At 34.2% G+C, this 26,631-nt stretch carries 14 protein-coding genes; 4 read left to right on the plus strand and 10 right to left on the minus strand.

The features are described 5' to 3' along the window. The first annotated feature begins 12 nt into the window (after positions 1-12). The 3 genes from FQU21_RS03045 (at position 13) to FQU21_RS03055 (ending at position 6,707) form a co-directional block, all read left to right on the plus strand. Positions 13-1,776 carry a T9SS type A sorting domain-containing protein gene (locus tag FQU21_RS03045; protein ID WP_187269306.1) on the plus strand — a complete coding sequence of 588 codons (1,764 nt, stop codon included), beginning with the start codon at positions 13-15 and terminating at the stop codon, positions 1,774-1,776. Positions 1,777-2,018: 242 nt separating this feature from the next. After that, positions 2,019-5,234 carry a beta-galactosidase, LacZ type gene (locus tag FQU21_RS03050; RefSeq protein ID WP_187269307.1) on the plus strand — a complete coding sequence of 1,072 codons (3,216 nt, stop codon included), beginning with the start codon at positions 2,019-2,021 and terminating at the stop codon, positions 5,232-5,234. 48 nt (positions 5,235-5,282) lie between these two features. Continuing rightward, positions 5,283-6,707 carry a sulfatase-like hydrolase/transferase gene (locus FQU21_RS03055; RefSeq protein WP_147676547.1) on the plus strand — a complete coding sequence of 475 codons (1,425 nt, stop codon included), beginning with the start codon at positions 5,283-5,285 and terminating at the stop codon, positions 6,705-6,707. A gap of 598 nt (positions 6,708-7,305) precedes the next feature. Here the strand turns inward: FQU21_RS03055 and FQU21_RS03060 are convergent. From FQU21_RS03060 to FQU21_RS03105, 10 genes are all read right to left on the minus strand, one after another. Then, positions 7,306-7,494 carry a hypothetical protein gene (locus tag FQU21_RS03060; RefSeq protein ID WP_147676548.1) on the minus strand — a complete coding sequence of 63 codons (189 nt, stop codon included), beginning with the start codon at positions 7,492-7,494 and terminating at the stop codon, positions 7,306-7,308. A 505-nt stretch (positions 7,495-7,999) separates the two neighbouring features. Next, entirely contained in the window at positions 8,000-9,268 is a 1,269-nt protein-coding gene (locus FQU21_RS03065) for a DUF4998 domain-containing protein (protein ID WP_147676549.1), read from the minus strand. Positions 9,269-9,298: 30 nt separating this feature from the next. Beyond that, positions 9,299-10,504, minus strand: coding sequence for a DUF5000 domain-containing lipoprotein (locus FQU21_RS03070; RefSeq protein WP_147676550.1), 1,206 nt, complete (start codon positions 10,502-10,504; stop codon positions 9,299-9,301). Positions 10,505-10,518: 14 nt separating this feature from the next. Continuing rightward, entirely contained in the window at positions 10,519-12,453 is a 1,935-nt protein-coding gene (locus tag FQU21_RS03075) for a RagB/SusD family nutrient uptake outer membrane protein (RefSeq protein WP_147676551.1), read from the minus strand. A 31-nt stretch (positions 12,454-12,484) separates the two neighbouring features. Then, positions 12,485-15,616 carry a SusC/RagA family TonB-linked outer membrane protein gene (locus tag FQU21_RS03080; RefSeq protein ID WP_147676552.1) on the minus strand — a complete coding sequence of 1,044 codons (3,132 nt, stop codon included), beginning with the start codon at positions 15,614-15,616 and terminating at the stop codon, positions 12,485-12,487. A gap of 353 nt (positions 15,617-15,969) precedes the next feature. Then, positions 15,970-16,536 carry a PepSY domain-containing protein gene (locus tag FQU21_RS03085; protein WP_147676553.1) on the minus strand — a complete coding sequence of 189 codons (567 nt, stop codon included), beginning with the start codon at positions 16,534-16,536 and terminating at the stop codon, positions 15,970-15,972. Positions 16,537-16,569: 33 nt separating this feature from the next. After that, positions 16,570-18,417, minus strand: coding sequence for a Xaa-Pro dipeptidyl-peptidase (locus tag FQU21_RS03090; RefSeq protein ID WP_147676554.1), 1,848 nt, complete (start codon positions 18,415-18,417; stop codon positions 16,570-16,572). A gap of 142 nt (positions 18,418-18,559) precedes the next feature. Then, a complete protein-coding gene (locus FQU21_RS03095; RefSeq protein WP_147676555.1) occupies positions 18,560-19,552 on the minus strand; it encodes a T9SS type A sorting domain-containing protein in 993 nt (330 codons plus the stop codon). 118 nt (positions 19,553-19,670) lie between these two features. Beyond that, positions 19,671-22,259: a T9SS type A sorting domain-containing protein gene (locus FQU21_RS03100; protein WP_147676556.1), complete on the minus strand. Its 2,589-nt coding sequence runs from the start codon at positions 22,257-22,259 to the stop codon at positions 19,671-19,673. Positions 22,260-22,284: 25 nt separating this feature from the next. Continuing rightward, positions 22,285-24,291 carry a discoidin domain-containing protein gene (locus FQU21_RS03105; protein WP_147676557.1) on the minus strand — a complete coding sequence of 669 codons (2,007 nt, stop codon included), beginning with the start codon at positions 24,289-24,291 and terminating at the stop codon, positions 22,285-22,287. Between the two features lie 527 nt (positions 24,292-24,818). Between FQU21_RS03105 and FQU21_RS03110 the strand changes: the two genes are divergently transcribed. Then, positions 24,819-26,402 carry an aldehyde dehydrogenase (NADP(+)) gene (locus FQU21_RS03110; RefSeq protein WP_147676558.1) on the plus strand — a complete coding sequence of 528 codons (1,584 nt, stop codon included), beginning with the start codon at positions 24,819-24,821 and terminating at the stop codon, positions 26,400-26,402. The last annotated feature ends 229 nt before the right edge of the window (positions 26,403-26,631 follow it).

Here is a 26,631-nt window from a genome sequence, read left to right on the forward strand (position 1 = left end):
AAGATGTACGCTATGAAAAATATTTTTTTATCACCCTTGTTTTGTTTTATGGTTTTTGTGTGTAATTCACAAACACAAGTACTTGTTAATCCTCAGGTAGAGCATCAAACTATAGAAGGTTGGGGGGTTTCATTGGCGTGGTGGGCAAATTTAGTAGGCGGTATGGAGCAAGCTACAATTGATGAAGTTGCTGCATACGCTGTGAACGATTTAAACTTAAACGTATTTAGGTTTAATATTGGTGGGGGAGAAAATCCTAATTGTACAGAAGGAGACCATATAAGAACAGATGGAGGTAAAATGCCTGGCTACAGAAATCCTCAAGCCGATGGTGAAGGCTGGGGGACTTATAATTTAGCAAACGATGCTAGGCAAATTGCGGTTATGGACAAGATAGCGGCTTTAAGAGCAGATAAAGGCGATATTATTACCGAAATGATATCCTATTCGCCACCTTGGTGGATGACACATAGTGAGTGCGTTGCAGGGCATGTTAATGCAACCTCAGAAAACTTAAAACCCGAATTTTATGATGATTTTGCCGACTATTTAGCATCGGTAACAGGAGCTTTGAATTCTAATTATCCATCTTGGAATATTAGTTACATTGAGCCTTTCAATGAGCCTATTTCTGGGTATTGGAAAAAAGGAGGGAATCAAGAGGGATCTGCATTTTACGCCGCTACTCAAGCGCAAGTTTTATGGCGACTATGGCAAAGAAAAAAGGCCTTAAATATTCCATTTATTAAACTTGCAGCGGCCGATAATTCTAAAGTAACTTCAGCTTTAACAAATTTAACAAACCTAAAAAATAATAACCCAAATGAGTATAATGGCATTGCTAAAATAAATACACATAGTTATGCTGGTACATGGCTAGACAAAGCTAATTTAGCAACCTTTGCTGAAACAAATGGAAATAAACCTGTTTGGCAAACCGAAACCGGACCTTTAAGTTGGAAACCTCCTGTTGCTAATGCTTGGTGGATTAGGCATTATGATATGGCTTATCGGTTGGTGGAAGATTTACGCAATCTAAAATCGACAGTGTGGTGCGATTGGCAGCTTATGTCTAGAGATGACGGTTGGGGGCTATTACATCAAACAAATTGGAATGAAAATACACCGTTTCAAACCCCAGTTTTAAATAAAACAAGAGGATTTTATTGTCGAAAAAATGTGACCAATTTTATAAAAGTAGGTTATAAAATAATTAACACAAACCATGGTAATACCATAGCCGCTTTAAGTCCAGATAATAAAGAAGTGGTGGTTGTAATAGTGAATAGCACAAATAATATAAAATCTTATAATTTAAATTTAAGTAACTTTTCTCATATTTCAAGCTTTAAAACCTATCGAACTTCTGGAGAAAGCTCGGGGCTAGGAGAAGATACTACCGAAAAAACACGATCATCTATTTCGGAAAAGGGAATTTTAGCTGAAAATACATTGTCTTACAATTCACCAGCATATTCCATTACCACATTTGTTATGGATTTAACAGACACGCTTTCCGCTAATGCGTTTACTAAGAATAACGTGAGTATAATACCTATGCCGTTTTCTTCGCAAAGTACTTTTAGTTTTTCACGAAAGTTGAGTAAAGGAACATTAATGATTTATACTTTGTTAGGGCAGGAAGTTAAAAAAATTGAAGGCATACATGGTAAAGAATTAATTATAAATCGTGAAGGTTTAATAAACGGAAATTATGTTTATAAATTAACAGAGGGAAATACGGTGCTAAAAACGGGAACATTGATTGTAAAGTAATAATGTATATTAAAAATGCAAAATGTTACTTTATGCCAATAACACTTTTATAGTTTAGTAGAAAGTGCTATTAATGATCAATTTTTATTGACTTTAAAATTATTAATAATAAATTTAAAAGGTTGTTTTTTATTAAAAACAGCTTTCTTTTATGAGTTTAACAACAAAATATTTGGTATTTGATTACCATAGTTTAAAAAGAAACTACAGATCGTATGGGATTAACACAAAAATGCATAACAATGAAAACAAGTAAATTATTGGTGTTTATAGGTATAACAGTACTTTTATTGAGTTGTAATGAACTAAAAACCGCAGAACGACCAATTTATGTAGCTTCGGTTTGGGAAAACCCAGAATGGGAAAACCCAGAAATATTTCAAATTAATAGAGAGGATCCAAGAGCTACATTTTATAATTATTCTAGTGTTGATGAGGCGCTTAATAATAAAGATTGGAAAACTTCTTCTTTTTACAAAACATTAAATGGTACTTGGAATTTTTATTACGCCGATAGTGTACAAGCAAGACCCAAAGATTTTTATAAAGAAGACTTTAGTTTAAAAGGTTGGGATACTATTTCGGTGCCTTCAAACTGGGAGTTAAAAGGTTTTGGACTCCCTATTTATGTTAATGCAGGGTATGTTTTTCCTAAAAACCCACCTTATATCGCTCATAATTTTAACAATGTAGGTAGCTATAAACGAACTTTTGAAATACCATTAGAATGGAAAAACAAAGAGGTGTTTTTACATTTTGCAGGTGTAAGTGGAGCTATGTATGTGTATATAAATGGGCAAATGGTTGGCTATAACGAAGGGAGTAAAACTCCAGCTGAATTTAATGTAACCAAACACCTTAAACCTGGTGAAAATCAAATAGCCGTGCAAGTGTTACGCTGGTCTGACGGTAGCTATATGGAAGATCAAGATTTTTGGAGATTAAGTGGTATTGAGCGCGATGTCTATTTAAGGGCCGAGAATCCTGTTTATATTAGCGATATTGAAATTAAAGGCGATTTATCGGCAGATTACAGCCAGGGGATGTTTGACATACGAATAGAGTTGGGGACTTATTCGAAGCAAAACGAAAAGGTAAATTATGAAATTAAACTTTTAGATGGGGAAAGAGAACTTAAAAGAATTTCAAAAGAATTTGAAATAGCTGCAGGCGGTTCTGCATTTAGAGGGCATGGGGAAAGTATTCCAAATATCATTCCTTGGACCGCAGAAACACCAAAACTCTACACCGTATTAATAACTCTTAAAGATGCTGATGGCAACGTGATGCAAGCCACTTCCTTAAAAACAGGTTTTAGAAATATAAAAATAGAGAACAATCAATTTTTAGTAAATGGGAAACCGATTTTATTAAAAGGAGTAAACCTTCATGATCACGATGAAAAAACGGGACATGTTGTTAGTGAAGAATTAACCCTTAAAGATTTAAGACTAATGAAGGAAAACAACGTAAATGCTATACGTTGTAGTCATTATCCTAAAAATCCATTTTTTTACGAATTATGCGATCAATATGGTTTTTATGTAATAGATGAAGCTAATATTGAAAGCCATGGTATGGGAACCACAAACCAAGGCTTAGATAACAATAAAGAAGCTCAAAAAGTACATCCCGCCTATACACCACAATGGAAAGCTGTACACCTAGATAGAACGATTAGAATGTACGAACGCGATAAAAACCACCCTTCCATTGTAACTTGGTCACTAGGCAATGAAGCAGGAAATGGAGATAATTTTGTGGCCACTTATAATTGGTTAAAACAACACGATACTACACGTCCAACGCAATATGAAGGTGCTACAGGTTATGAAAACACAGATATTCAAGCCCCTATGTATTGGAGAATTCCACGAATGATAAATTATGCCGAAAACAACCCTAAACGTCCATTAATACAATGTGAGTACGCCCATGCCATGGGAAATAGTCTTGGAAATTTTAAAGATTATTGGGATGTTATTAGAAAATACGATATCATGCAAGGAGGCTTTATTTGGGATTGGGTAGACCAAGGGCTTTTAACTGCAACTGAAGATGGCAAACCATATTGGGCCTATGGAGGCGATTTAGGAGCTGGACACTTACATCATGATGATAATTTCTGTATAAATGGTATTGTTAATCCAGATCGAACAGCACATCCAGGGTTGGAAGAACTTAAAAAAGTATATCAGGATATTCATTTTAAAGATGTTAATTTTAAAACCGGACAAATAACGGTTTATAATGAGTACTTTTTTACTAATTTAAACAAATTCAATTTTTCATGGTCGCTTTTTAAAGATGGAAATAAAATTGAAGATGGCCAAATCCAATCATTCGATCTAGAACCCGGAGCAACCAAAGTATTAACGCTTAATTTACCTAAAATAGATTTACACTCTGGTGAATATGCTCTTCAATTATTAGCTACAACAAAAAACGAAAGAGCATTATTACCTAAAGGCTATCCCGTAGCTAAAGAAGAATTTATTACTGGGGCATACACACCTATTTTTAAAACGAATTCAAATGATGGTATTATCGTTTTATCTCAACATGATACCCTTATCTTTAAATCAAGTCATTTTAAAGCTAGTTTTAATGTGAAAAGTGGTAAAATAGAGGCTTTAGATTATGGTAGTGGCAATGTACTTATGCAAGGTATTCAGCCTAATTTCTGGAGAGCTACTACCGATAATGATTTTGGATTTGATATGCCAAAACATTTTTCAGTTTGGAAAGAGGCCACCGAAAATCAAACTTTAATTTCTGTAGAATTAAAAGATGGAAACCGAGTTGTTGATATTGCATCGGCATTGAAGAATAAAAACTTAAATAGCAACTGGGTAAATTTAAAAGTAGTTTATCAATTGCCAGATAATATGGCAAAAATACAAATAGATTATAAAATTGATGCGTCTGGTCAAATAACGGTTACCAATGCACTTAAAGATGTAAATAAAGATTTGCCTAATATCCCTCGCTTTGGAAATAATTTCATTTTAAACACAGATTACGATCAGGTGAACTGGTACGGTAGAGGGCCGCAAGAAAATTATCAAGATAGAAATACTGCAGCATTTGTTGGTCAATATAACTCTAGTGTAGCCCATTTATATTTTCCTTACATACGCCCTCAAGAAAATGGATATAGAACAGATGTACGTTGGCTAACTCTTACAAATAACAAAGGTAAGGGCATTAAAATAATGGGGCCAAAGTTATTAAGTTTTAGTGCACACCACCAGTATAATTCAGATTTTGATGCAGGGCTAACCAAACAGCAACGTCATACTACCGATATAATAACAAGAGATTTGGTAAATGTTAATATAGACCATGTGCAAATGGGCGTTGGAGGCGATACTAGTTGGTGGGCAAGACCATTAGAAAAATACCAAATTAAGGCTGAAAATATGAGTTATGCATATGCTATTATTCCTATTAAGTAAAATTAGAAAGTATTAAAAGCTAAGTTTTAGAATTGAAAACAGTAAATAATGAAATACTATAAATTAATATATTTTGGTTTTGTCTTTTTAATTCTATGTGTTAGCGGATGTAAAACTAAAATAGATAAAGTTAAGCCTAGTACAAATAAACCAGAATCTCCTAATATTATTGTTATACTTGTAGATGATGCAGGCTATGTAGATTTTGGTTTTATGGGCAGTGAAGATTTGCAAACACCTAATATTGATAGATTAGCAAACAGCGGTGTTAAATTTACAGATGCCCACGTAAGTGCTACGGTTTGTGCGCCTTCTAGAGCTGGACTAATTACTGGAAAATACCAGCAACGATTTGGTTTTGAAGCCAATGGAACAGGAGGAATTGGTTTAAGTGATGATGTGATGAGCATTGCAGATGTTTTTAAGCATAATGGATATAACACCTACGCTTTAGGAAAATGGCATTTGGGAGAAGATGTGTCAGACCACCCAAATCAACGAGGTTTTGATGAGTTTTATGGTTTTATCACAGGAAGTCGATCTTATTTTCCAATTAAAAACCCTTCAAAAGAAAAAATGCTTCAACATAACGGAGAACGCGTTGTTTTTGATGGTTACATGACCGACGTGCTAGGAAATCAATCTGTTAAATTTATTGAAAACTCTGGTGATACACCTTTCTTTATGTATTTGGCATATAATGCTGTACATACCCCTATGCATGCTAAAAAAGAAGATTTAGAAAAATTTAAAGGCCATCCACGCAAAACATTAGCAGCCATGACCTGGTCGTTAGATGAAAATGTAGGTAAGTTGTTAAATAAACTAGAAGCACTTGGCATACGCGAGAACACATTAATTTATTTTTTAAGTGATAATGGAGGTGCGCACAACAACCAATCAAAAGAAGGGCCTTTAAAAGGTTGGAAAGGGAATAAGTTTGAAGGTGGACATCGGGTGCCTTTTGTGGTAAGTTGGCCAGCATGTTTTAATGGAGGTAAAACTTTTGACGGGCTGTCATCATCATTAGATATTTTTAAAACCTCATTGGCCGCTGCTGGTATAGAGCAGCCCGAAAACCTTAAATTAGACGGGGTTAATTTGTTACCCTACTTAAAAGGTGATAAACAAGGTAATCCACATGAACAGCTTTATTGGAAAAAATTAGATAAATCGGCCGCACGTATTGGCAACTATAAAATAATTAATTTAGAGGGATATGGATCTGTTATGTATGATTTAAGTTCCGATTTGGGAGAGACAACTAACCTAGCTGAAAAAAGCCCAGAAACATTCATTAAAATAACCTCTGCATATAATGAATGGCAAAACCAAATGATAAAACCTTTATGGGGAGAAGGAGCTGCTTGGGAAGGTGTTACTTATTATATCCATAAACAACTTATGGAAAACAAGGACGTCAAGTACAAAGATATTTGGGATCCTGCTTATAAGAAAACTTTACAGAAATAGGTTTTGGTAAACGTAGGGTTCAATTTAAATTCTTTGGAGAACATAATTGTTTTTTTGTGTATACTATGTAATCTGTTGTGCCATTTTTACGACTTTATATAATTACAGCTGCAAGTTTGTAATCCAACCATAATAATACATCCCAGCTGGTGTAAAATTAATAATTTTAGCTTTGGAGCCCCCAGAGTATCCAGGTTAGTAATTACCATCAGACTCTGTACTTTTGCTTTGAATATATTTAGTACAATCTGGTGCCCATTGTTCGCCGGAAACTGTTATGTGGGCATATGCATAAGGAACCATTCCCATAGAGTCCTTTTCGAGTTAACATAATTGCGTTATAAAAAATATATTAAACGTTGTTGAACAGTCTTCTGTAACATTTTTAATTATTGAGTTCGTCCAAACTACTTTTTCGTGTATAATTTATTTTGCTAAGATTCGATAAAATCTCATCATAAATTAATTCTTTACCACAAAAAACGGCATTGGTAAAAAACGATTTACCTTGATAATCCCAATTTAATTGCAGCAATTGATATTGTGAATCAGGTATTTGTGCAAGACGAAATTTGATGATGTCTTTTTGCCCTTTTATTTAATCTACCAGTTCTGGTTTTTTCATGTTGTTGATAGTAAAAGGTTGCTTTATTACAAATTCATTTAGGGTGTTTTTATCTTTTCCAACGTAAATGGGTAAATATGTCTTTTCCGTAATAGGTGTATTTAAAATATTGTCAATTGTAGATTCATCACTACTTATTATTTCATAACCCGTCAAAAACAAACCATAGGGGGTTTATCTTTACCAGGCTTTTATCTTCCATTTTCATGTGTGAAAAATCTTTTTGGGTTTAAATAACCGAATCTATTTTTTTTTGATACCGTATGGTTACAATAATCTTTATAAGAAATAAGTGTTGAAAGGTCAGGGAGACTAGACTTAGAGAGCTCTTTATTAGTGCCAACCTTGTCCATAGTCTCATTCGAGCAACTCGAAAATAACATTAAGCTTAAAATGAATGTGGAATAAAGGCAGAAAGTTTTCATAGTCGCAAAGTTTTTATAACCTATATTAAATTAAAAAAAAACAGAAAATAAAATCCTACAAAATCCTATAAAATTTAAATTAAAAATGAGTTTATTGAAATTTATATTAGCTCAGTGGTGGCAGTAAGAGTTATTTTATTTGGCATTTCGATGATCTTAAATCAGAAAAAATATTGAATAAAAAAAATCTCGAGAAATAGCTCTCGAGATTTTTTTTAATATAGTAAGTTTAACCAATAAGCTTACTGCATACTTAATGCAAAAGAAGCAAATGTCATATATCGATTAATGTTTACAGGTTCGGCATCTGGATTATTAGGATCAATACCATTAGTTGCCGCTAAACCTATAGCGATATCTGTTAAATCTTCCGTTAGGGTAAATTCCATAGTATAAGTGTTTGCTGGACCAGATACTCGAGCAAATACTAAAGTTTCTGTTGCTGTTTCAACATCTTTAACATCTGGTAAAGTACTTCCTAAAGCAGCTGTTAAATATACTTGATCGTTAATACCATTGTAATTATTACCTTGAGTAACTACTTTATAGGTATAAGTACCAGCAGGTAGACGCATTTTTTGATATACTTTAGCGTTTACTAATTTTGGTTCGCCATAACCACTAACTAAATTGAAAATACCACCACCTGAATTATTATCATAAACACCATAACCATTATGGTTTAATGCGCCTTCATTATGTATCCATTCAGTTGGAGTACCATAACGTACACCACTAAATTCTAGTAGTGCAAATGGATAAGTTGCATTTTTAAAGTAAGGTGGTTTAGATATTGGCACAGCAGGAGTTATAACTTGATATTCTGTGTAAAAGGTGTCGATAGCAGTTTCTTCAGGTATGAAAGCAGTACGATATTTAAAAGTATTACCAGCATTAAAATTTTCTAGAATTAAAGTTTCACTATCTAGAGGAATGGTAAATGTTTTTAACTCATTATTACTATCGGTATATTCTAACTCTGAAAATAAAATACCCGAGGTAAGGTCTACAGGGGCAAATTCTATTAATGCAGAATTGTCGCTTTCTTGTAAATCTTGTTTTAATAAGGGTCTGTTTATTAGCGAGTTTTTATACCGGTCTCCATACACTTTTCCTGTAATAAATACAGGAATAGAACTGTTTTCTTCATTATCAAAAGTACGTATTTCAAAATTATAGATATTTTCTTCTAAATTATCAATAACGTAACTGAAGGGTTTTGCAATATCCTCTGGTTCTACCGGAACAGTAATACTGCCCTCTCCATTAGCCCAAGAAACTTTAAACGATGTTACTTTGGGATCTGGGTTTAGCATACCTTCAAGTAGCATACGGTTTTTTCCTGAATAGACTTCAAGAGAATCTATTTTACCGGTGTATAATATTTCTCCTCCTTCTAAAAACTTTTTGAAATCATCTTCTTCTTGGTCCGAGCAAGAATTTAAGGTGATAAAACAGAAAAGTATTAAAGTTATAGGGGATAAAACTAGTTTTTTTATAATATTAATCATCTTAATTATTTTTATTTAAATTATATTTAATCAACGCGTGTCTCCATAAACTCTCATTTCTGCTATTGCTAAACGTCCTGTGCCTGCCCAGTTTTCTAGGTTGTTAATTCTTAAATAGCGGTATTTTGGAGCTGTAATTGGAATAGGCCAGTTAAAGCCATCTTGGGCATATTCTAAGTCTTCATTGTTTTGCTGTGTAAGTGGAAGACCAGAAGGTTTTATCACCTCGTATGTGTCTAATAATTCCCAACTATCCCAGCTACCATCGGTACTAGGGTTATTGGAGCCCCAAATTTCGAATTTACGCATGTTAAATTGCCAGTAGTAGAAAAATCCGCTAGAGGTTTGTTGAGGGTAATCCCATATTTTTACACGACTAATTTTTACTTCTTGGCCTAAGTCTATAGTAAATGCGTGTGGAGCAGGGGCTGAAGCATCTGTAATGTAAATTCTAGGCCAGCTTCTAAAGTTATTATCAAAAAGTCGATCTAATCCAAAACCAAAGTCTTCCGTTGGTGCATCTCCTGGTAAAGGGTACCCCGTGTATTGTGTACGAGATATTTCTGTTTCATAAATTGGTTTAATAGTTTGGAATAAGGTGTCTGTTGTATTTAAAAACCTATCTCGAATGGTAAAGGCCAAATCGTATTCTAAGGTATCTAATCCTCTTACAGTTCTAAAAATTTCATTTGTAGAGGTGTAAATACTGTTACCATTTGTTACCCAGTCGCCATTATCATCTTTTTCCATAACAAGTATGGCAACATCTGTACGTTCTGGGTTTTCTGCTTCTATAAAGATACCTCCAAAATCTGGACCCACCTTTAGGTTTCTAAAAATTTCGAATAGCGGAGATTCGCTTGGTGTTACTGTTACCGTAATTGGTTCTGATTCTATTTCATTTCGGCTAACAGAGTATAGCTTAACCTCACGTGGTCCTGCTGTGGCAAAACCTTCTATGAGCAACGATTTTTTGTAATAGGAAGATTTTACTTCCATTTCGGTTCCATTATCAAGAACATAATTAGCTTTTACATAAAGTAGATTTTTGTCGTTTGGTAGATTATAGGTAATTTCAGATTTACCAGATAAGTCTGTAACGACTATGTTGCTTATTTGTCCTGGAATAGCATTATTTTCTATTAAAGGGCTATGTTCATTTTGGTCATCACTACACGATATAGCGAATGCTGTGCATAAAGCAATAGCAGAGTATTTTAAAATTAATTTTCTCATAAATATTTGTTTTTTTACCAACCAGGGTTTTGAACTAAATTAGGATTTTGTAAAAGTGTATTTTCTGATAGTGGCCATAAATAATCTCTTGGGGCTACAAATCTTTGTAATTCTAAGGTTCTAATTTGATAATATTCTTCTTGTGTTACGCCTAGATAATTCCAACCGGTAATATCTTTATTGAGTTCTTCGGCCGCTTTTTTCCAGCGTCTCAAATCCCAAAAGCGTTTACCTTCAAAAGCAAGTTCTATTAGTCGTTCTTGGTGCAAGATGTCTCTCATACCTTCTTTTGTAGAGGGTTTAGAAGGGTTAACAGAATAATTAGACCAAGATTCGGCAATACCTTCTAGACCAGCTCTTTTTCTAACTAAGTCTGCATATTTAAATACGTCGGCAGTTGGGCCTTCAGCTTCATTTAAAGCTTCGGCATAAAGCAGGTATAAATCTGAAAGTCTAATTTCTGGCCATGCATAAGCTCTATAAGGTTCTCCTGTAGAGTTTGTCATTCTCCAATCTACTAGTTTTTTAATGTAGTAACCAGACACGTTGTAAAGAACACCCGCATTACTACCACCGTAATCATTATATTTTGCACGGATAACCCATGTGCTTTCATCTGATTTTGATGGACTGTCTCTTTTGTAAAATGTACTACCATCAAAACCTAAATCGGCGTAGAATCTTGGTTCTCTGTCAAAATTTATACGTGCAGTTTGAAAACCTTCTTCTATATTATAACTTTCTTCTGCAGTAGCTAATCGAAGTTCTGTTTCATTAGTGAAGTTTAAAGTTTTATCTTCATTAATAGGAACTCCATTCTTAGTATAGAACATTCTAGCTATTTTAAGTGGAGGTGAGAGAATTTTTTGAGCTAGTGTATGGTTGTATTCAGCGCTTACAGGTACCATACAGTAGTATTGTAAATTTGTAGTTCTACTGTTTGGGTTTGCCCAAACAATTTCAGGATTCCAACGTTCGGTAACGGCTTGGCGAACGCTTAATTTGGTTAATGTTGTTTCAGATAAATCAAACTGGTTTTGTTCAAAGTAAAATAAACTGTTACCATTTTCTTCGGCCGATTGTATGGCTGCTAATGCGGCATCGGCTGCTTTACGCCATTTTTCAGGATCTTCGGTGGTATTCATTAAAGGAGTACCGTCATGGTTAACAAAACCAGTATAATCTGGGTTACCATTAAAAAGCGGGCTAGCTGCCATAGTTAACAATTCGGCTTTTATACTAAGCGCAATAGGTTGTGTTATACGTCCTAATTCGTTAGTTATATCTTGTATAGATTCTGGTAATTTTTCAACTGAATCATCTAGTAAATTAGATATGTATGTTACGCAATCGTCAAAAGGAGCTCTAGTTACGTTTATTTCTTCAGTAGAGGCTTCAATTGGTATGTTTTTATCAATAATAGGAATTGGACCATACATTCTTAACAAGTAATAGTGGTAGTAAGCTTTTAGAAACTCAGCTTCGCCTATCCATCTTGTTCTTTCACTGTCATCCAAATCTCTAGCGTTGTTTGGATCGCTCATTTTTTCAATAAAAATGTTACAGTGTCTTATTCCATCAAAAATGTCATAATTGTTACTTGATCCTGCTCCATAAGAGTTACCATCCCAAACATTCATTAAAGGGTTTCCAGCGCGTTGGTTTCCTTTTGCTATTTCAAAGTTAGGAATATCCGGCAATGTTACTTCGTTTTTCCACATTTCATCTCCGGAGAGCATGCCAATGTTAAATTGAACATTACCGTTTTTTGGTAAATAAGAATAGCATGTGAATAAATATTTTTCAGCTTCGTTTCTTAGTGTAAAAGCATTATCTATGGTAGGTGCACTATCTGGCACCACATCTAAATGTTTGTCACAAGATTGGATGTTCATAGCTAAAGCTAGAAGAACGGCCAATATTTGGGTTTTATTAAAATACATTTTCATGAATATTTTTTTAGTTTTTATAAATTCTATCTTAAAGTCTAGCGGTTAATCCAACGTTGTAAACAGATTGGATTGGGTAGCCAAGCCCATTAGCTCCTTGTTCTGGATCCCATAAATCAAACGAACTCCATACAGCAACATTAATAGCACTACCGTAAATTCTTAAATTTTTAAGACCTATTTTTTTCACAAAAGATTCTGGTGCATTAAACCCAAATTCTATATTTTTTAATCTTAAAAAAGAACCATCACGCATCCACCAAGTTGAAGTTTGGTTGTTGTTTGTTTCTTGCTGTGTGCTAAGTCTAGGCCATAGGGCGTATACGTCGCGATTATCTTCAGACCAGTGACTGTCTGCGATAGCTTTAAGAAGTCCGCTTTCAGAGCTGCCGTTAATGTAAAAAGGTTGAATTAAATTTGGTTGAATAAAAAAGCTAGAACGACCAGAACCTTGAAAAAATATGCTAAAGTCGAAATTCTTATATCCTATAGTACCTCCAAAACCATAAATAAGTTCAGGGGTTTGAGGTAATCCAATTGGTACTATATCTGAGTTGCTTATCACGCCATCGCCATTAATATCTCTATATTTAATATCGCCACCTCTTACATCTCCAAATTGAGTTGGTGAATTGGCAACTTCATTGTCGTCTATAAATAAACGTTCAGCTATAAAGCCATAGCGTTGTGCCACAGAGTTTCCTTTTCTTTTTAAGTATGATAACTCGTCTGGATAGTCAATTTCTGCATATTCTAAAATTTCACTAGTAGAATAGGTCATATTTGCACGAAGACTTGTCCACCAGTTTGTTGAAATTTGTTCATTGTAATCCATTGCAACTTCAAACCCTTTACTTTCTACTTCTCCAAAGTTTGTTGATGGCGTTACTTGTAAACCAAGGGTTGATCCGACATCACTTCTTTCTTGAAGAATGTTAAATCTATGTTGTTTAAAATAATCGGCTGAAATGGTTAGTGAATTAAATAATCCAATGTCTAAACCAAGATTGGTTTGTCTAGATTTTTCCCAAGTAATGTTGGAGTTAGAATATCTACTTGTTGATACTCCGGGTCTATAAAACCCAAACTCTTCACCAAAGGAAGCGCCATAGGTGCCGTCGTTTAAATTAACATTAGAGAGGTAGAAAAATCGATCTTGTTGAAGCCCTATTTCGTCGTTTCCAATAAGCCCGTAGGTAAATCGTAATTTTAAATCGTTAACCACATCTTTGTAAGGTTCGAAAAATGCTTCATTTGAAATTCTATAAGCTAGACCAAAGGAAGGGAAAAATCCGTATCTTTTTCCTTCAGCAAAACGCTCAGAACCGTTATATCCAAAATTGAATTCGAATAAATATCTGCTATCATAGCCATAAGTAAATCTACCTGATATACCGTGGTTTCTACTAGGTAAAGAAGCTTGTAATGTACCGGCGTTGCCTGTTTGGTAGCTGGAAAGTAAATTGATTAACATACCAGATACTTCATGAACATCGTTAAAAGTGTGGTTATAATTTACTGCTGTTTCTAAGTAAATTCTAGAGTCTAAACTTTTTGAACCAGGGTTGTAGTCAAGAAATTCTGTTCCTGTTGTACCAATAGAACCTTCACTTCCATCATTTAATACATTAAGAATAATTTCTCCAGTTTCTGGATTTCTTCGGGATTCGTAATAAAAAGGGTTGTAACTTCTGTTTACATTAAAAAATGAAAAACGTCTAATGTATCCCATAGCTCTGGCGCTTAAACCTTCTGTCCATGAATCTAAATTTTGTTTTAACTCTACCTGTACTTGTACAGTAGAATTTTTATAAACTTGGTAACCGTTTACCATTTCGGCATATGGGTTTTGCGCTAAAACACCGCTACCAGGGCGTGTTTCTGCACCACCAAATAATGGGTGTGTAGTAAAAGGGGAAAGGCTTTGTGGGTATATATCTGGAAATAATACAGGGTTTGAGTATAGTGCAGAATTAAATATACGTTGTCCTCCTCCTATAGGACCAGTGTAATCATCAAATTGACCATATAATCTAATAATACCTTCGGTTGTAGGGGTTAATTGTAAGTTAACATTACTTCTTAAAGAATAATTGTAAAGCTTAATGTTATTATTAAAATCATTTAGGCCGTTTACATTAAGCAAACCATTATCAATGTTAAAGGTTCCTGCAACATAATACTGGGCTTTTTCAGCTCCACCGCTGGCACTAATATTAAAAGCTTGGTTCCAAGTATAATCTTTTATTAATTGATCTATCCAGTTATTATTTGGGTATAATAAAGGATTATCTCCTGCTGCTGTTCTATCTATTTTGTTTTGAGAATAGGGTAGTGGCGCTAGAGGGTCTCTTGTTAATGTAGCTTCGTTTGCTAGCTTCATATAAGTAATGTTATCGGCTAGTTTAAAATTGTCTGTGTTGGACGAAAACCTGTTTTCAACTCTAAAATCAAATTTTACTTTACCTACTTTACCACTTTTGGTAGCAATAAGAACAACACCGTTAGCTCCACGTGCTCCGTAAATAGAAGCTGCGGCTGCATCTTTTAGAACGGAAAATGATTCAATATCATCGGGTTGCAATCTAGCCATGTCGGTTTGCGATGATTCAATACCATCAATTAAGATTAAAGGGTTACGTTTACCAGAACCAAAAGAACCTAAACCACGTATAAAGAAATCTGAATTATTGGACCCAGGTTCACCACTTCGCTGGAAAGCAATCATACCTGCAACACGACCAGCCATCATACTGGTTAAGTTACTAGTAGGTGCTTTTAAATCTTCAGGTGAAATTGTTGAAATAGAACTCACTAAGCTAGCTTTTTTTTGTTTCCCAAAACCAACTAATACTATTTCACCTAATTCATCAAGATTTTCATCCAGTTGAACGTCGATTACCGTTTTGTTTTCCACGGCAATTTCTTTGGTTTTGTATCCTACATATGAAAATATCAAAACCGCTTTGTTGTTTGCAACTTTTATTTCATAATTCCCATCAAAATCGGCTGCAATACCATTTGAGGTTCCTTTTTCTAGAACGTTAACACCTAAAAGCGGGGTGCCGTTCGCATCTTTAATTGATCCTGTCACTACTATTTGAGCGAATAACGAATGGCAGGACAAAATGAGCAAGAATAATAAATGTTTTTTAATTTTCATGTTTTTATAATTACGATTGTTTTTAGTTGGTTCTAGCTTTGATTTTTCTTAATTAAAAAGGGGATAATTATGTGTTAATTAAGTGTTATTTTAAACTAGACTAAAAGTTAATATTTTAGTTGATACGAATATAGATTTAACAAAACATTAATACAATGGATAAAATAAGGTAATATATGGATGATATTGTTGTATTTTTAAAATGTTCGATAAATGAAGCAAAAAAAGAAGATATGGACTACAAATTATAGAGGTAAAGCTGTTGTTTTGTTAATTGGAATAGTATTTAAGCGAAGAATTTTTTAGGATTAAAAGATGGATTTGTAAAAAAATAAGCAATAAACTACATGTATTTATTGTCTTTGGTTTTTTTTCATTTTTTTAGGACCATACCATAGCCAAAAACCCGTTATAGTAAATATTAATAAAGCCCCCCCTGTAGTTGTGCTGTATATTAGTTTGATGATTTCTCCTTCTGTTTGGAAAAAATTATCCAAAATGGAGCCATCATGTATATCTTCTAATAAATCGGACCGCCTTATACCTGTTGATAATATTTTACCCGTGCTGGCGTCTAGTTGAATTTCCATGTAGTCATTATCAAAAATAAATTTAACAACTCCTTTTTCGGGTCTGGCATCAATTCTTTTAAGGTATATTTCAGAATCGTTATTAAGAGTGTTTTTTAGAGTAATAAAAGCTATGTTTTCTAATGTGCTAAGCGGAAGCCAATCTTTTAAGTTTGTAGAAACTCCAGTTTTTGTTTTAGGAAGTATAACACTGTAACTGTTTTTTTTCCATCCCAAAAGCAATCCAGAAATAGAAATAATGAAGAATAAAATAAATAAGTAGGCACCTGCAGTTTTATGAATTTTTCTAAAAACACGTATTAATTTAGCTTGTTTTTTTCTTTTGTTCATTTTAGGTGTCTACTTATTTCTTTTTAAACTATTTTACTTTAAAGCATTCTTAAATGCTTCGGTGCCTCCTACAATGGGTAAATTTAAATGGGTTAAGTCTAAATTAACAGTAAGTGCGGTTCCTGGTTTTGGGTGTAATGTAAATGCTTTGTCGCTCGAAAAAATCATTAAGCCAATTTGCTGTCCTTTTTTTATAATTTGGTCATCTGGCATTAAATTAAAGGTTACTTGATAAAATGTTCCTTTTTCTAAAGGTGTACTTTTTCTAATAGACATGTGGTTTTGTGGATCGGCCCATCCACGAGTTATTATGTTATCTGTAATTTTAGCATCTTTATTAGTGTTCCAAGGTAAAGATACGAGCCATACCGAAAGGTTTGCTGCGGGTTTACTGCTGGCAAGATTAATGCTAACGTTAGCTGTTCCCGAAATATGTATATCATTTTTTAACGTAGGAGTAACATATAATAAGCGATGTTTGGTTTGTTCGGTTTGTGCTAACGTTTCGCCAGAAAAGTTGTAGTTGTCAATTAATGTTTCAATACCTTGTATTGTTGGTTTTGTTATAGATAATTCACCTTTTTCTGGGGCGCCATAATTTAAATGCAAAGTTACATTAGAGGCTTTTGGGTTTGGAAAATCGGCGTATGGTGTAGGGTGGTTTTGTGTATCGTTTTCGCGTACTATCCAAGCCTTGGCATCTTGTTTTACGCCGTTTTCAATGCCGTGTAAATAGTGGGTAAACCATCTGTTCATCATTTTTATAGGTGGTGGTCCTCCGTGGCCATTTTGGTGATAGTATATTTGGGTATCCAGCCCCATTTCTTTAGCTTTTTTGTATATTCTATAACTATGCTCTGGCATAACATTCCAGTCGTTAAAACCGTGAGACATTAATAGTGCCGCTTGCATTGGAGCCATATCGTTTAGGTAGTCACGACCTGCCCAAAAATCATTGTAATCTCCATTAATTCTGTCCATGCCATTTTTCATTTCAGTATCACGAATTTTGGCATTATTATGCGCGCGTTTTGATTTGTCGCCACTATGAATGTAATCGTACAAAACATCAATATCTTCTCCTAAGTACCCTCCTGGAGATCTAATTAAGCCATTAGATCTGTAATAGTGATAATATGATGTGTTTGGGGCAACAGGAATAATGGCTTCTAGTCCTTTTACACCTGTAGTTGCTGCTGCTAATGGGATTGTACCGTTATATGAGGTTCCGGTCATGCCTACCTTACCAGTAGACCAATATGCTTCTATCTTTTCATTACTATCAGGGGATTTGTATCCTGGCCTACGACCGCATAGCCAATCAATAACCGCTTTAGGCGCTAAAGATTCATTATCCCCTCCAACCGTTGGCGTACCTTCAGAAAGCCCTGTTCCTGGAGATGATGAGTGCACTACTATATATCCTCTTGGGACCCAGGTTTTTATTTGAGAGTTAGAAAGCTTTGGTCTGTTTATTGTGCCGTCTAAAACAGGGTGTACCCTTGGTTTCCCTGGTTGTCCTAGTTCGTGATTGACATCCCAAAAGGCATTGCTTGGAAATGGTGTGCTGCTTTTGGCATAATATGGGCTGGACTCATAAATAATAGGTAGTTTTAATTTTTCTGTTTCGGTTTGAAAGGGACGGGTTACGGCTACATGCATTCGGTCTAATTTTCCGTCTTCATCCGAATCAAAATCTGTTTCAACCCAAAGATCTTCTCTTATCCACTTTGTTTCATCAGAAAACGCAGGAACTATTTGAGCTTGTCCATCTTTAAAAATAGGTGTCGCTTTTTGTGAAGTTTGAGCATTTGATTTTACAATGTTTGCAAAACTAAGGGAAACAAAAAATAAAAGAGTTATTAAATGTTTTGATTTCATAAGTGTAAATTTTTATAAATGTAGCTTGAAAGGTATTAATTTTAGCAATTACTTTTCGGTATAAAAAAAGACATATAATGTTTTTATCATTATACGCCCTTTTTAGAACTATAGGTTTAAACACGTTAGTTGTTAAAAATTATTATTTTTTTACTAAACGTTTGGTAATTGTATTACCTAGTTGGTTACTAATTTTAACTATGTATAAGCCGTTAGATAGATTATCTATATTGTATTCATTTTTATTTTTTGTAGGTATTAATGTTGCGGCTTTCTTTCCTAATAAATCAAATATGGCAATATTAGAAATTGTTGCATCGTTGGTTGTTTCAATTTTAAAAGTAGATTTTGCTGGATTGGGATATAATTTAATATTACTAGCAAAAGCTACATTGTTATTAGTGCTTAAAGTTTGACTGTTGTAAAGAGCTGTTACGGCTGCTTGATCTAGAACAGAATTATGTATCATAAAATCGTCGTATTTTGATATGGCACTACCACCCCAATCGGCTCCAATAACCCATTTGTTGTAATTTTGAAAGGCGAAAGGGTACGTGTTTCCAAAGCTTTGAGTTTCTAAGAAAACACCGTTTCTATAGGTTGTAATTTCATTTTCAGATTCATCAAATGCGGTTACAAAATGATTCCAAACTCCATCTGCCAAAGCTGGTCCTTGATCGGCTGTTATTCCGCTAATCTTATTCATATATATGGTACTTGCACCAGCATTCCATGTTGCATTTATAATGCTAACCATGGCGTTTGTGCTTTCGGCATAAAAAACTAAATTGTATGCTGTATAGCCACCCGCACTAGAATCGAGTTTAAACCAATAGCTCATGCTCCAATCGCCTGTTGTTGGTAACGTTGAAGCTTCTGCAAATTCGTATCGGTTAGCTATTTGTAACACTTGACCTCGCACCGGGTCTGTAACAATACCTGAAGACATATTTCCAGTTTCAGTATTGTTTTCACCTTGGTTTTCCATTAGACTAATGGTTTGATTATTTGGCGATTCGGCATCAAAAACTGTTACTCCCATGTCGTCTCTAGACGAATTAAATGTAAAATGTACTTGGGCGTTAATAGATGAGATAGCGGTAATGGCTATCATAAATAAAGTAATTTTTTTCATAATTTATGTTATTTAGTATGAAATAAAACTATGCCATTTATCTGATAAAAAAATGGATAAAATTTGGTTAAATATGGATATATATGCCTTTTGTTAAATAAAACAAAAGGCATTGTTGTTATTTCTTTAAAATTTTAACAGTAATAGGGTGATCTAGATAAATTTTAGCTAAGTATATACCTGAAGCTGCATTAGCCAAATCGAGTACTACTTTTCCATGTTGTTGTTTATAGGTCTTATTAGATATTAATGTTCCCGATTCTGTATATATATTTATTTTGATTTCTGATTTCGATTGAGGAACCGTGATTTCAAAAGCACCAGATGTGGGGTTTGGGATGGCTTTTATGTTACCTATTTTAATTTCTGATTTTTTTTTTGTTGATAGCAGGCTTTCATTAATGTTAAAATCTAGTACTCCGCTTCCATAGGTAGCAAATCGCACTAAGTTTTTAGATTTAATAAATTGTACGTCAGTAAATTGAACGTTAGGAACATGTTCGCCAGTCATTGCAAACCATTGGTCTTGATCTACAGAGTATACCCAAGCGCCATCGGTTTCACAAGAAGCAAATACATATTTTCCGTTTGGCGATACGGTTAAATCTGTAATTCGGGTTACGGCTAAGCCAGAATTGTGATTAGAAAATGTCGCTCCACCGTCATTCGATATTAAAAACATATTGCCTTTTCCTGCAAAATATACAGTCGCTTCATCTGTTGTACTTGTGGCAATTACAGTTCTTCTTTTTCTGTGAGAATCATCTTGTTTGGGCCAGGTTCCAGTATAGCTAGATTGTGTAAAGGTTACCCCGCCATCGCTTGAGTACATTAATGGTCCGTTTTTTAAACCAACATACCATCTATTAGTATTTAAATCTGAATAACCAAAACTAATAGGAGCTCCAGAAAAAACAAAAGGATGTAATGTTTTTAATATGGTGGTACCATTAAATGTAAATTTATTTAATTGGGTACCTCCTGCAGGGATATAAATAGCATCTTCATTCGGATTTGGAGAAGGGGTCATGCTAGTGGCCCACCAGCTTGTATAATAATCTTTTTTAACAACGGTGCTGTAATTTCCGCCATTAAGTACCGATGCGTGCCCAATGGTACCATAATAATACCAAAACCATGCAGAGGATTCATCTTTAGATAAAGCAACTCGTAAAACATCGGTGTTAGCTTCGCGGTCTGCTTCATATATATTGTTGCTGTTAGGAGTATCAATAAAACCTTGAGATCCACGATCTTGATTAGCGGTATAAGCTCTATTGTTTATATCACTTGTAGCGGCATCATATGCCATTATAATAGGAGATCCAGTATTTATGGAAACCCAAGAGTTTGATAATCTAGGATTATTGGAGTAATAGCTTCCAAAATCTAAGCCAACAAAAGTGATGGTGCCACCGCTTTCTTTGTTGTATGTTTTCATGTGCTGTAAATCCCAGGCGTAATATGTGTTAAAATAGTGGTTGTTGCTAGACCATGTAGCGCCATAATCGGTAGACATATACAAATCTACAAAACCTTTAAAACAAACGTTAGGAGATGTAGGGTGAATTTCCATTAATGGACTGTTGTTATTATTAGAGGTTTGTGTCCATGTTTTGGCTTCATCATCGGAATAAAATATATTTGTATTACCCGCACTGATATAAAAATAGTATTTGCCTCCAACTAAGGTGCCAAAAACTTTTAGTGCGCCAGAAAAAGTTTGAGCGGGGGATGCGTATGGCGAAAAGTCGCTATCACCTTCTTCCATTTTATAAATTAATAATCTTGAGTCGCTTTTTCTTTTAGCAAAGCAGTAAACACTATTACTGTTATGCGGTTTATTAATTACAACTTCAAAATCTGATTTTTTAAATTTTACACTAGATTCGGTATAATTTAGTCCATAATCGGTTGATATAAAAAGGCGGTCGTAGGCATCACCTGAAATATAACTTCCGCCATGAGCAACTATACGTCTACCTGTTGGAGTTTTGGTAACTACGGTTTTATAGTTCCAAGAGCTTTGGAACAGCGCACCATTGGCATCAATCCAATTACGGCCTTCGTCATCTGAAAATTCCATACCGCCGTTGGATTTTTGGTGAAGTAAACGAAAACTATTGTCTGGTAGGTTTATTCCGTTTAAATCGTCGCCTAATACGTTTTTTTTATGATTTCTAAGCGACCATTTAATAGGGGCACTTTCATCAATTTTATAAAGATGGCCAGCGAATGAAACAGCATAAAGCTCTTCGTTTACAGGGTCGTAAACCGAGCCATCAGCTCTAAATCCACTATCGTCAAATAGTTCTAGGTTTTTTTGATTCCAACTCCCCGTTATATTATTGTTGGCGTATGCGTAGCTGTTTGGAGCCAAAGGCATATTATCAAATTTTAAGAATTTTTTTTCAGAAGATACTAAGGTGTCATAATTGGTGAATTTATAACCAGATTTATCTAAATTTTGTTTCCATTGGTTATATTTTTCAAGCGCTTCTCCTTTTAGGGTATTAGGGTCAAAGGGTGCTTCTGTTTGTAAATTTTCTTCTGGTTCTTCCTCGAACTCTTCCTCTTGGTACTCATCATTTAGTGGTTGTGTTGTGGTTTCTTTTTTAGGTGTTTCTAAAAGAAAAAACAAGGATATTGATATCAATACAGATACAAAAACAGAAAATTTAAATATGTTCTTTTTTACAGTTGTCATTTTTATAGTGGTATATTTTAAGTTGTTAATTTTTTATCAATAGCTTAGTTGTGGTTTTTGTTGTTCCATTTAGTTTTAGTAAATAGCTACCAGCACTCATGTGGCTAGTGTTTATTTCTAAATAAGTACTATGCAAAGGAATGATATCTTTTTTTAAGAGTAGCCCATTTATAGAATATATGGTCCAATTATAATAGGAGTTAGGTTTATTTAATTTAATATATAATTTGTTTTTAAAAGGGTTTGGATAGATTATAATATTGGTTTCTATTGGAGTATTAAGGCTTAGTTGATGGTTATACGAGCCATTAATAAAAAGTTCTGCAATATTGGTAAACGGTGAGTTATTAACATCGGCCAATGCCACTAGTTTAATGTATTGGCATTCGGTAACATGGTCAAGATATATGGTTTTTAAAGAGGAATCTCCATTCAGGGTGCCACTAACAATTGGAGCTCCCCAATTTACGCCATCCATTGATGTGTAAAATTGGTATTGTGTTATATTGCCATTTGTTTTGCCATCTTGTCTAGGTAAGTATTTCAATGCTTCAATTTGTGCAATATCTCCTAAGTTAATTTGGATTTCGTGGGGATGCGAAGGTTTATCGTTAGCCCAATCTGTAAACCAAAAAGAATTAGAATTATTGTCAAACGCATTTGTAGCAGGATTTCCTGTACCTTGATTATCTTCACTATCAACCATAAGTAATTGCCAGTTGTCTTTACTTAGTTGAGGTGGATATGAACCTTTTAGATATAACTCTGCTATATTGGTAAAAGGTTTATTGTCTTTGGACGCTAAAGCAACTAGTTTGATGTATTTACACTCAATGGTTTTGTTAAAATTTACTGTTTTAAGGGTGTAATCTCCAGTAAAACTCCCACTAGCAATTGGAGTTCCCCAGTTAGACGTGGTGTTTGATGCGTAGAATTCGTACTGAGTAATGTTTCCGTTTGTATTGTTATCTTGTCTAGGTAAATATTTAAAGGCACTAATTTTAGCTCGTTCCCCTAAATCAATTTGTATTTCATGCGGTGGTGTTGGTTGGTTGGTTTTCCATTCTGTGTGCCAAAAGGTGTTTGGGTTATCATCAAAAGCATTAATAGCGGGGTTTCCTTGGCCTTCAGTATCTTCGCTATCTACCATAACCAACTTCCAATGGTCTTGTTTTAATAGCGTTTCATCTATATCGGTTGCGGTTTGTTCTTTCCAAACTCTAATGTAATCTACTTGAGTTTCTGTAAGGTATCCAACAGGGTAGTCTTTAAAATACTGATCGCCAGTTAGCCCAAAGCTAGCTCCATTAGATAACCATAAATATTCTAAGGTTTTTACAACCCATTTGGTATCTGAATAACGTACCTTAAAAACACCATCATAATAAATATCCATAAAACTTTCTGTCCAGTGAAACCCCCAAGTATGAAACCCAGAATGGATGCCAGGAGTATTATATTGTTTCGTGTTTGCTTGGTGGTTAGTGCCATAACCATCTATATGTATTACAGATTTGGTATAATCTCCGGTCCATGCAGTTTCAAAAACATCTATTTCGGCGCCATCATTAGCAGTACCATCAACGTTACTCATATTAGGTCCTTGTAGCCAAAAAGCGGTATGGGTGCCTTTACTAGCATCTCCAACTTTAATTCGGGTTTCAAAATAACCATATTGAGTTAAATATTTTGAAGCACTATTTATAGAGCCATTGGTCATTGAGCTACTGTTGGTTTTAAAAACTTTTAGAATTAAATTTCCATTTTCTACCGATACATTTTCTGGTTTCCATTTCCAATCATAAATTCCAATATTAGGTCTAGCAGCTCTAGAATTTGTACTGTTATCAATTTGCCATTTTTTGTCATCGACACTTGTTCCATTAAATTCATCACTAAAATCAAGCGTCCAGCTACCTTCTATATTGGTATTGTTAGGTTTAGCGTTTTTTGGCGTTTCTTCATCGACGTTTTGCGAAAAAATGACGTTTGGCATTATAGTTAAAAAACATATTAGTAATATTATTCTCATAGTTGAATTCTTATTTGTAGTATTATTCTTTCTTTTTTATTAAGTTTTGAACGATAATGCGATATGGGTTTTATTTTAATGATAATATCAAATGTGTAAAATTTATATTTTTATTTTTAAAGTTAATTTTAGATAATTATCTAAAAGACAGGTTGTTATAGTGGTTTTTTTTTGTAAGTTATATTGTTGGGGGAATGGAGAATTCAAACTTAAAAATTTTGTTTAAAAAAAATATAGACATAAATACTTAAAAAATAGACATTTCTGTTTTTATGTTAGTTTACTAAAAAGGAGATGGATTAAAGAATAAACTCAAGCGCTTAATTTTTTTTGTAAAAACAACAAGGGTACAAAAATATTCAAATGAGGTATTGGTGTTTTAAAAATAGATAATATAGTATTACATATGAATAATAAATCATCATTATTATTTATAGTTTTAAGTTAATTTCACAAGATAAAAATACTTCGTATGGTAAGTATGACTTTTACTTTATAAAGCGTTTAAAACTAGTAAAATATATAAAATGATAACAGGAAAAAATTATATAGGTAATCAATTATCTGCAACGGGAAGTACAACATTTAAAACATTTAATCCGTTATTAAATTTAGAAAATCAATGGGAAATAACCGAAGCATCGGCAGAAGAGGTAAATGAAGCTGTAGCCTTAGCAAGGCAAGCTTTTCATGTTTATTCTAAAATATCGGGAGCTAAAAAAGGAGCTTTTCTTAGAAGTATTGCAAAAGAAATTGAAGCTTTAGGAGATGAACTTTTAGAAGTTTATTCGGCAGAGAGCGGTTTACCAAAAGGAAGAGCGATGGGAGAACGCGGGAGAACCATAGGGCAATTACTAGCCTTTGCAACGCATGTTGAAGAAGGAAGTTGGGTAGAGGCCTCTATTGATACGGCACAACCAAACCGAGAGCCTATTCCCAAAGTAGATTTAAGAAAAATGTATGTTGCTCTAGGGCCTGTAGCTGTTTTTGGAGCATCAAATTTTCCTTTAGCTTTTTCAACAGCTGGGGGAGATACTGCATCGGCATTAGCAGCAGGTTGTCCGGTGATTGTGAAATCGCATCCTATGCATGCAGGTACGGGGGAGTTAGTGGCATCTGCAATTCTTAAAGCAGCTAAAAATACAGGAATGCCAAATGGAGTTTTTTCAAATTTAAATAGTAGTGGCATTAAAGTTGGAGAAATGCTAGTACAACATCCAGGAGTTAAAGCTGTAGGTTTTACAGGAAGTATTAAAGGAGGAAGAGCTTTATTCGATTTAGGAGCTAAACGTGAAGAGCCTATTCCTGTATTTGCAGAAATGGGAAGTATTAATCCTGTCGTTTTATTACCTAAATCTTTAAAGAATAGAGCCCAAAATATAGCGAAAACCTATGCTGGATCGATAACCTTAGGTGCAGGGCAGTTTTGTACAAATCCAGGATTAATTCTAGGTATTAAGTCAGAAGAGTTAACCCAATTTATTAATGATTTAGCAGAAGAAATTGTAAAAATAGAACCATCATGTATGTTGCATCCCAACATTATTGGCGCCTATGAGACTAATAAAGCAAAAGCATTATCGCAAAGCGAATTAACAGTATTGTTCGATTATAAAAATGAGGTCAATGCAAATTATGGAAAACAAGCAGTAACCACTGTTGAAGGGGATACCTTTTTAAAAAATACAACCTTACACCAGGAAGTTTTTGGTCCTTACTCTTTAGTTGTACAATGTGAAAATAAAGCGCAACTGGAAACAGTAATATCTAAATTAGAAGGCCAGTTAACAGGAACATTAATTTCTGATGATGATGAAATAACAGCATATGCAGAGGTTGTAGCTGCTTTGCAAAGTAGAGTTGGCCGTGTTATTTTTAATGGCGTACCAACAGGGGTTGAAGTATGCGCTTCCATGCAACATGGTGGACCTTATCCTGCATCTACAGATTCTCGGTTTACAGCTGTAGGTGTCGATTCAATTAAGCGATGGGTACGTCCATTTAGTTACCAAGATTGGCCAAACCATTTGTTGCCTGATGAACTTAAAAATGAAAATCCTTTAGCTATTTTAAGAACAATTAATAATTTAAAAACTACCGATAAAATATAAGTTGAAGTTTTAAAAGAATTTTAAATTTAATCAAGGATATATAATCTGGATTAGTAGTAACCGGCTAATAACTATTATTTGCTTATGGCCACAACGGCTATTTAGTGTACGATTAATTAATATATAATAGGCGAAGTGTAGCGTTACAGAACAGAATTCTACATAAAATTTAGTTTCAATTTGTTTTGTAAAAAAGAAAATCTAAAGGATATTAAAATAATAAATAGTA

It is taken from the genome of Algibacter pacificus (assembly GCF_008033385.1).
Taxonomy (GTDB): domain Bacteria; phylum Bacteroidota; class Bacteroidia; order Flavobacteriales; family Flavobacteriaceae; genus Algibacter; species Algibacter pacificus.

Excerpts from the sequence above, each read along its gene's own strand:
- FQU21_RS03110 (WP_147676558.1), top strand. The coding sequence starts at position 24,819 with ATGATAACAGGAAAAAATTATATAGGTAATCAATTATCTGCAACGGGA.
- FQU21_RS03080 (WP_147676552.1), bottom strand. The coding sequence starts at position 15,616 with ATGAAAATTAAAAAACATTTATTATTCTTGCTCATTTTGTCCTGCCAT.
- FQU21_RS03095 (WP_147676555.1), bottom strand. The coding sequence starts at position 19,552 with ATGAAAAAAATTACTTTATTTATGATAGCCATTACCGCTATCTCATCT.
- FQU21_RS03065 (WP_147676549.1), bottom strand. The coding sequence starts at position 9,268 with ATGATTAATATTATAAAAAAACTAGTTTTATCCCCTATAACTTTAATA.
- FQU21_RS03055 (WP_147676547.1), top strand. The coding sequence starts at position 5,283 with ATGAAATACTATAAATTAATATATTTTGGTTTTGTCTTTTTAATTCTA.
- FQU21_RS03070 (WP_147676550.1), bottom strand. The coding sequence starts at position 10,504 with ATGAGAAAATTAATTTTAAAATACTCTGCTATTGCTTTATGCACAGCA.
- FQU21_RS03085 (WP_147676553.1), bottom strand. The coding sequence starts at position 16,536 with ATGAACAAAAGAAAAAAACAAGCTAAATTAATACGTGTTTTTAGAAAA.
- FQU21_RS03100 (WP_147676556.1), bottom strand. The coding sequence starts at position 22,259 with ATGACAACTGTAAAAAAGAACATATTTAAATTTTCTGTTTTTGTATCT.
- FQU21_RS03050 (WP_187269307.1), top strand. The coding sequence starts at position 2,019 with ATGAAAACAAGTAAATTATTGGTGTTTATAGGTATAACAGTACTTTTA.
- FQU21_RS03090 (WP_147676554.1), bottom strand. The coding sequence starts at position 18,417 with ATGAAATCAAAACATTTAATAACTCTTTTATTTTTTGTTTCCCTTAGT.
- FQU21_RS03045 (WP_187269306.1), top strand. The coding sequence starts at position 13 with ATGAAAAATATTTTTTTATCACCCTTGTTTTGTTTTATGGTTTTTGTG.
- FQU21_RS03105 (WP_147676557.1), bottom strand. The coding sequence starts at position 24,291 with ATGAGAATAATATTACTAATATGTTTTTTAACTATAATGCCAAACGTC.
- FQU21_RS03075 (WP_147676551.1), bottom strand. The coding sequence starts at position 12,453 with ATGAAAATGTATTTTAATAAAACCCAAATATTGGCCGTTCTTCTAGCT.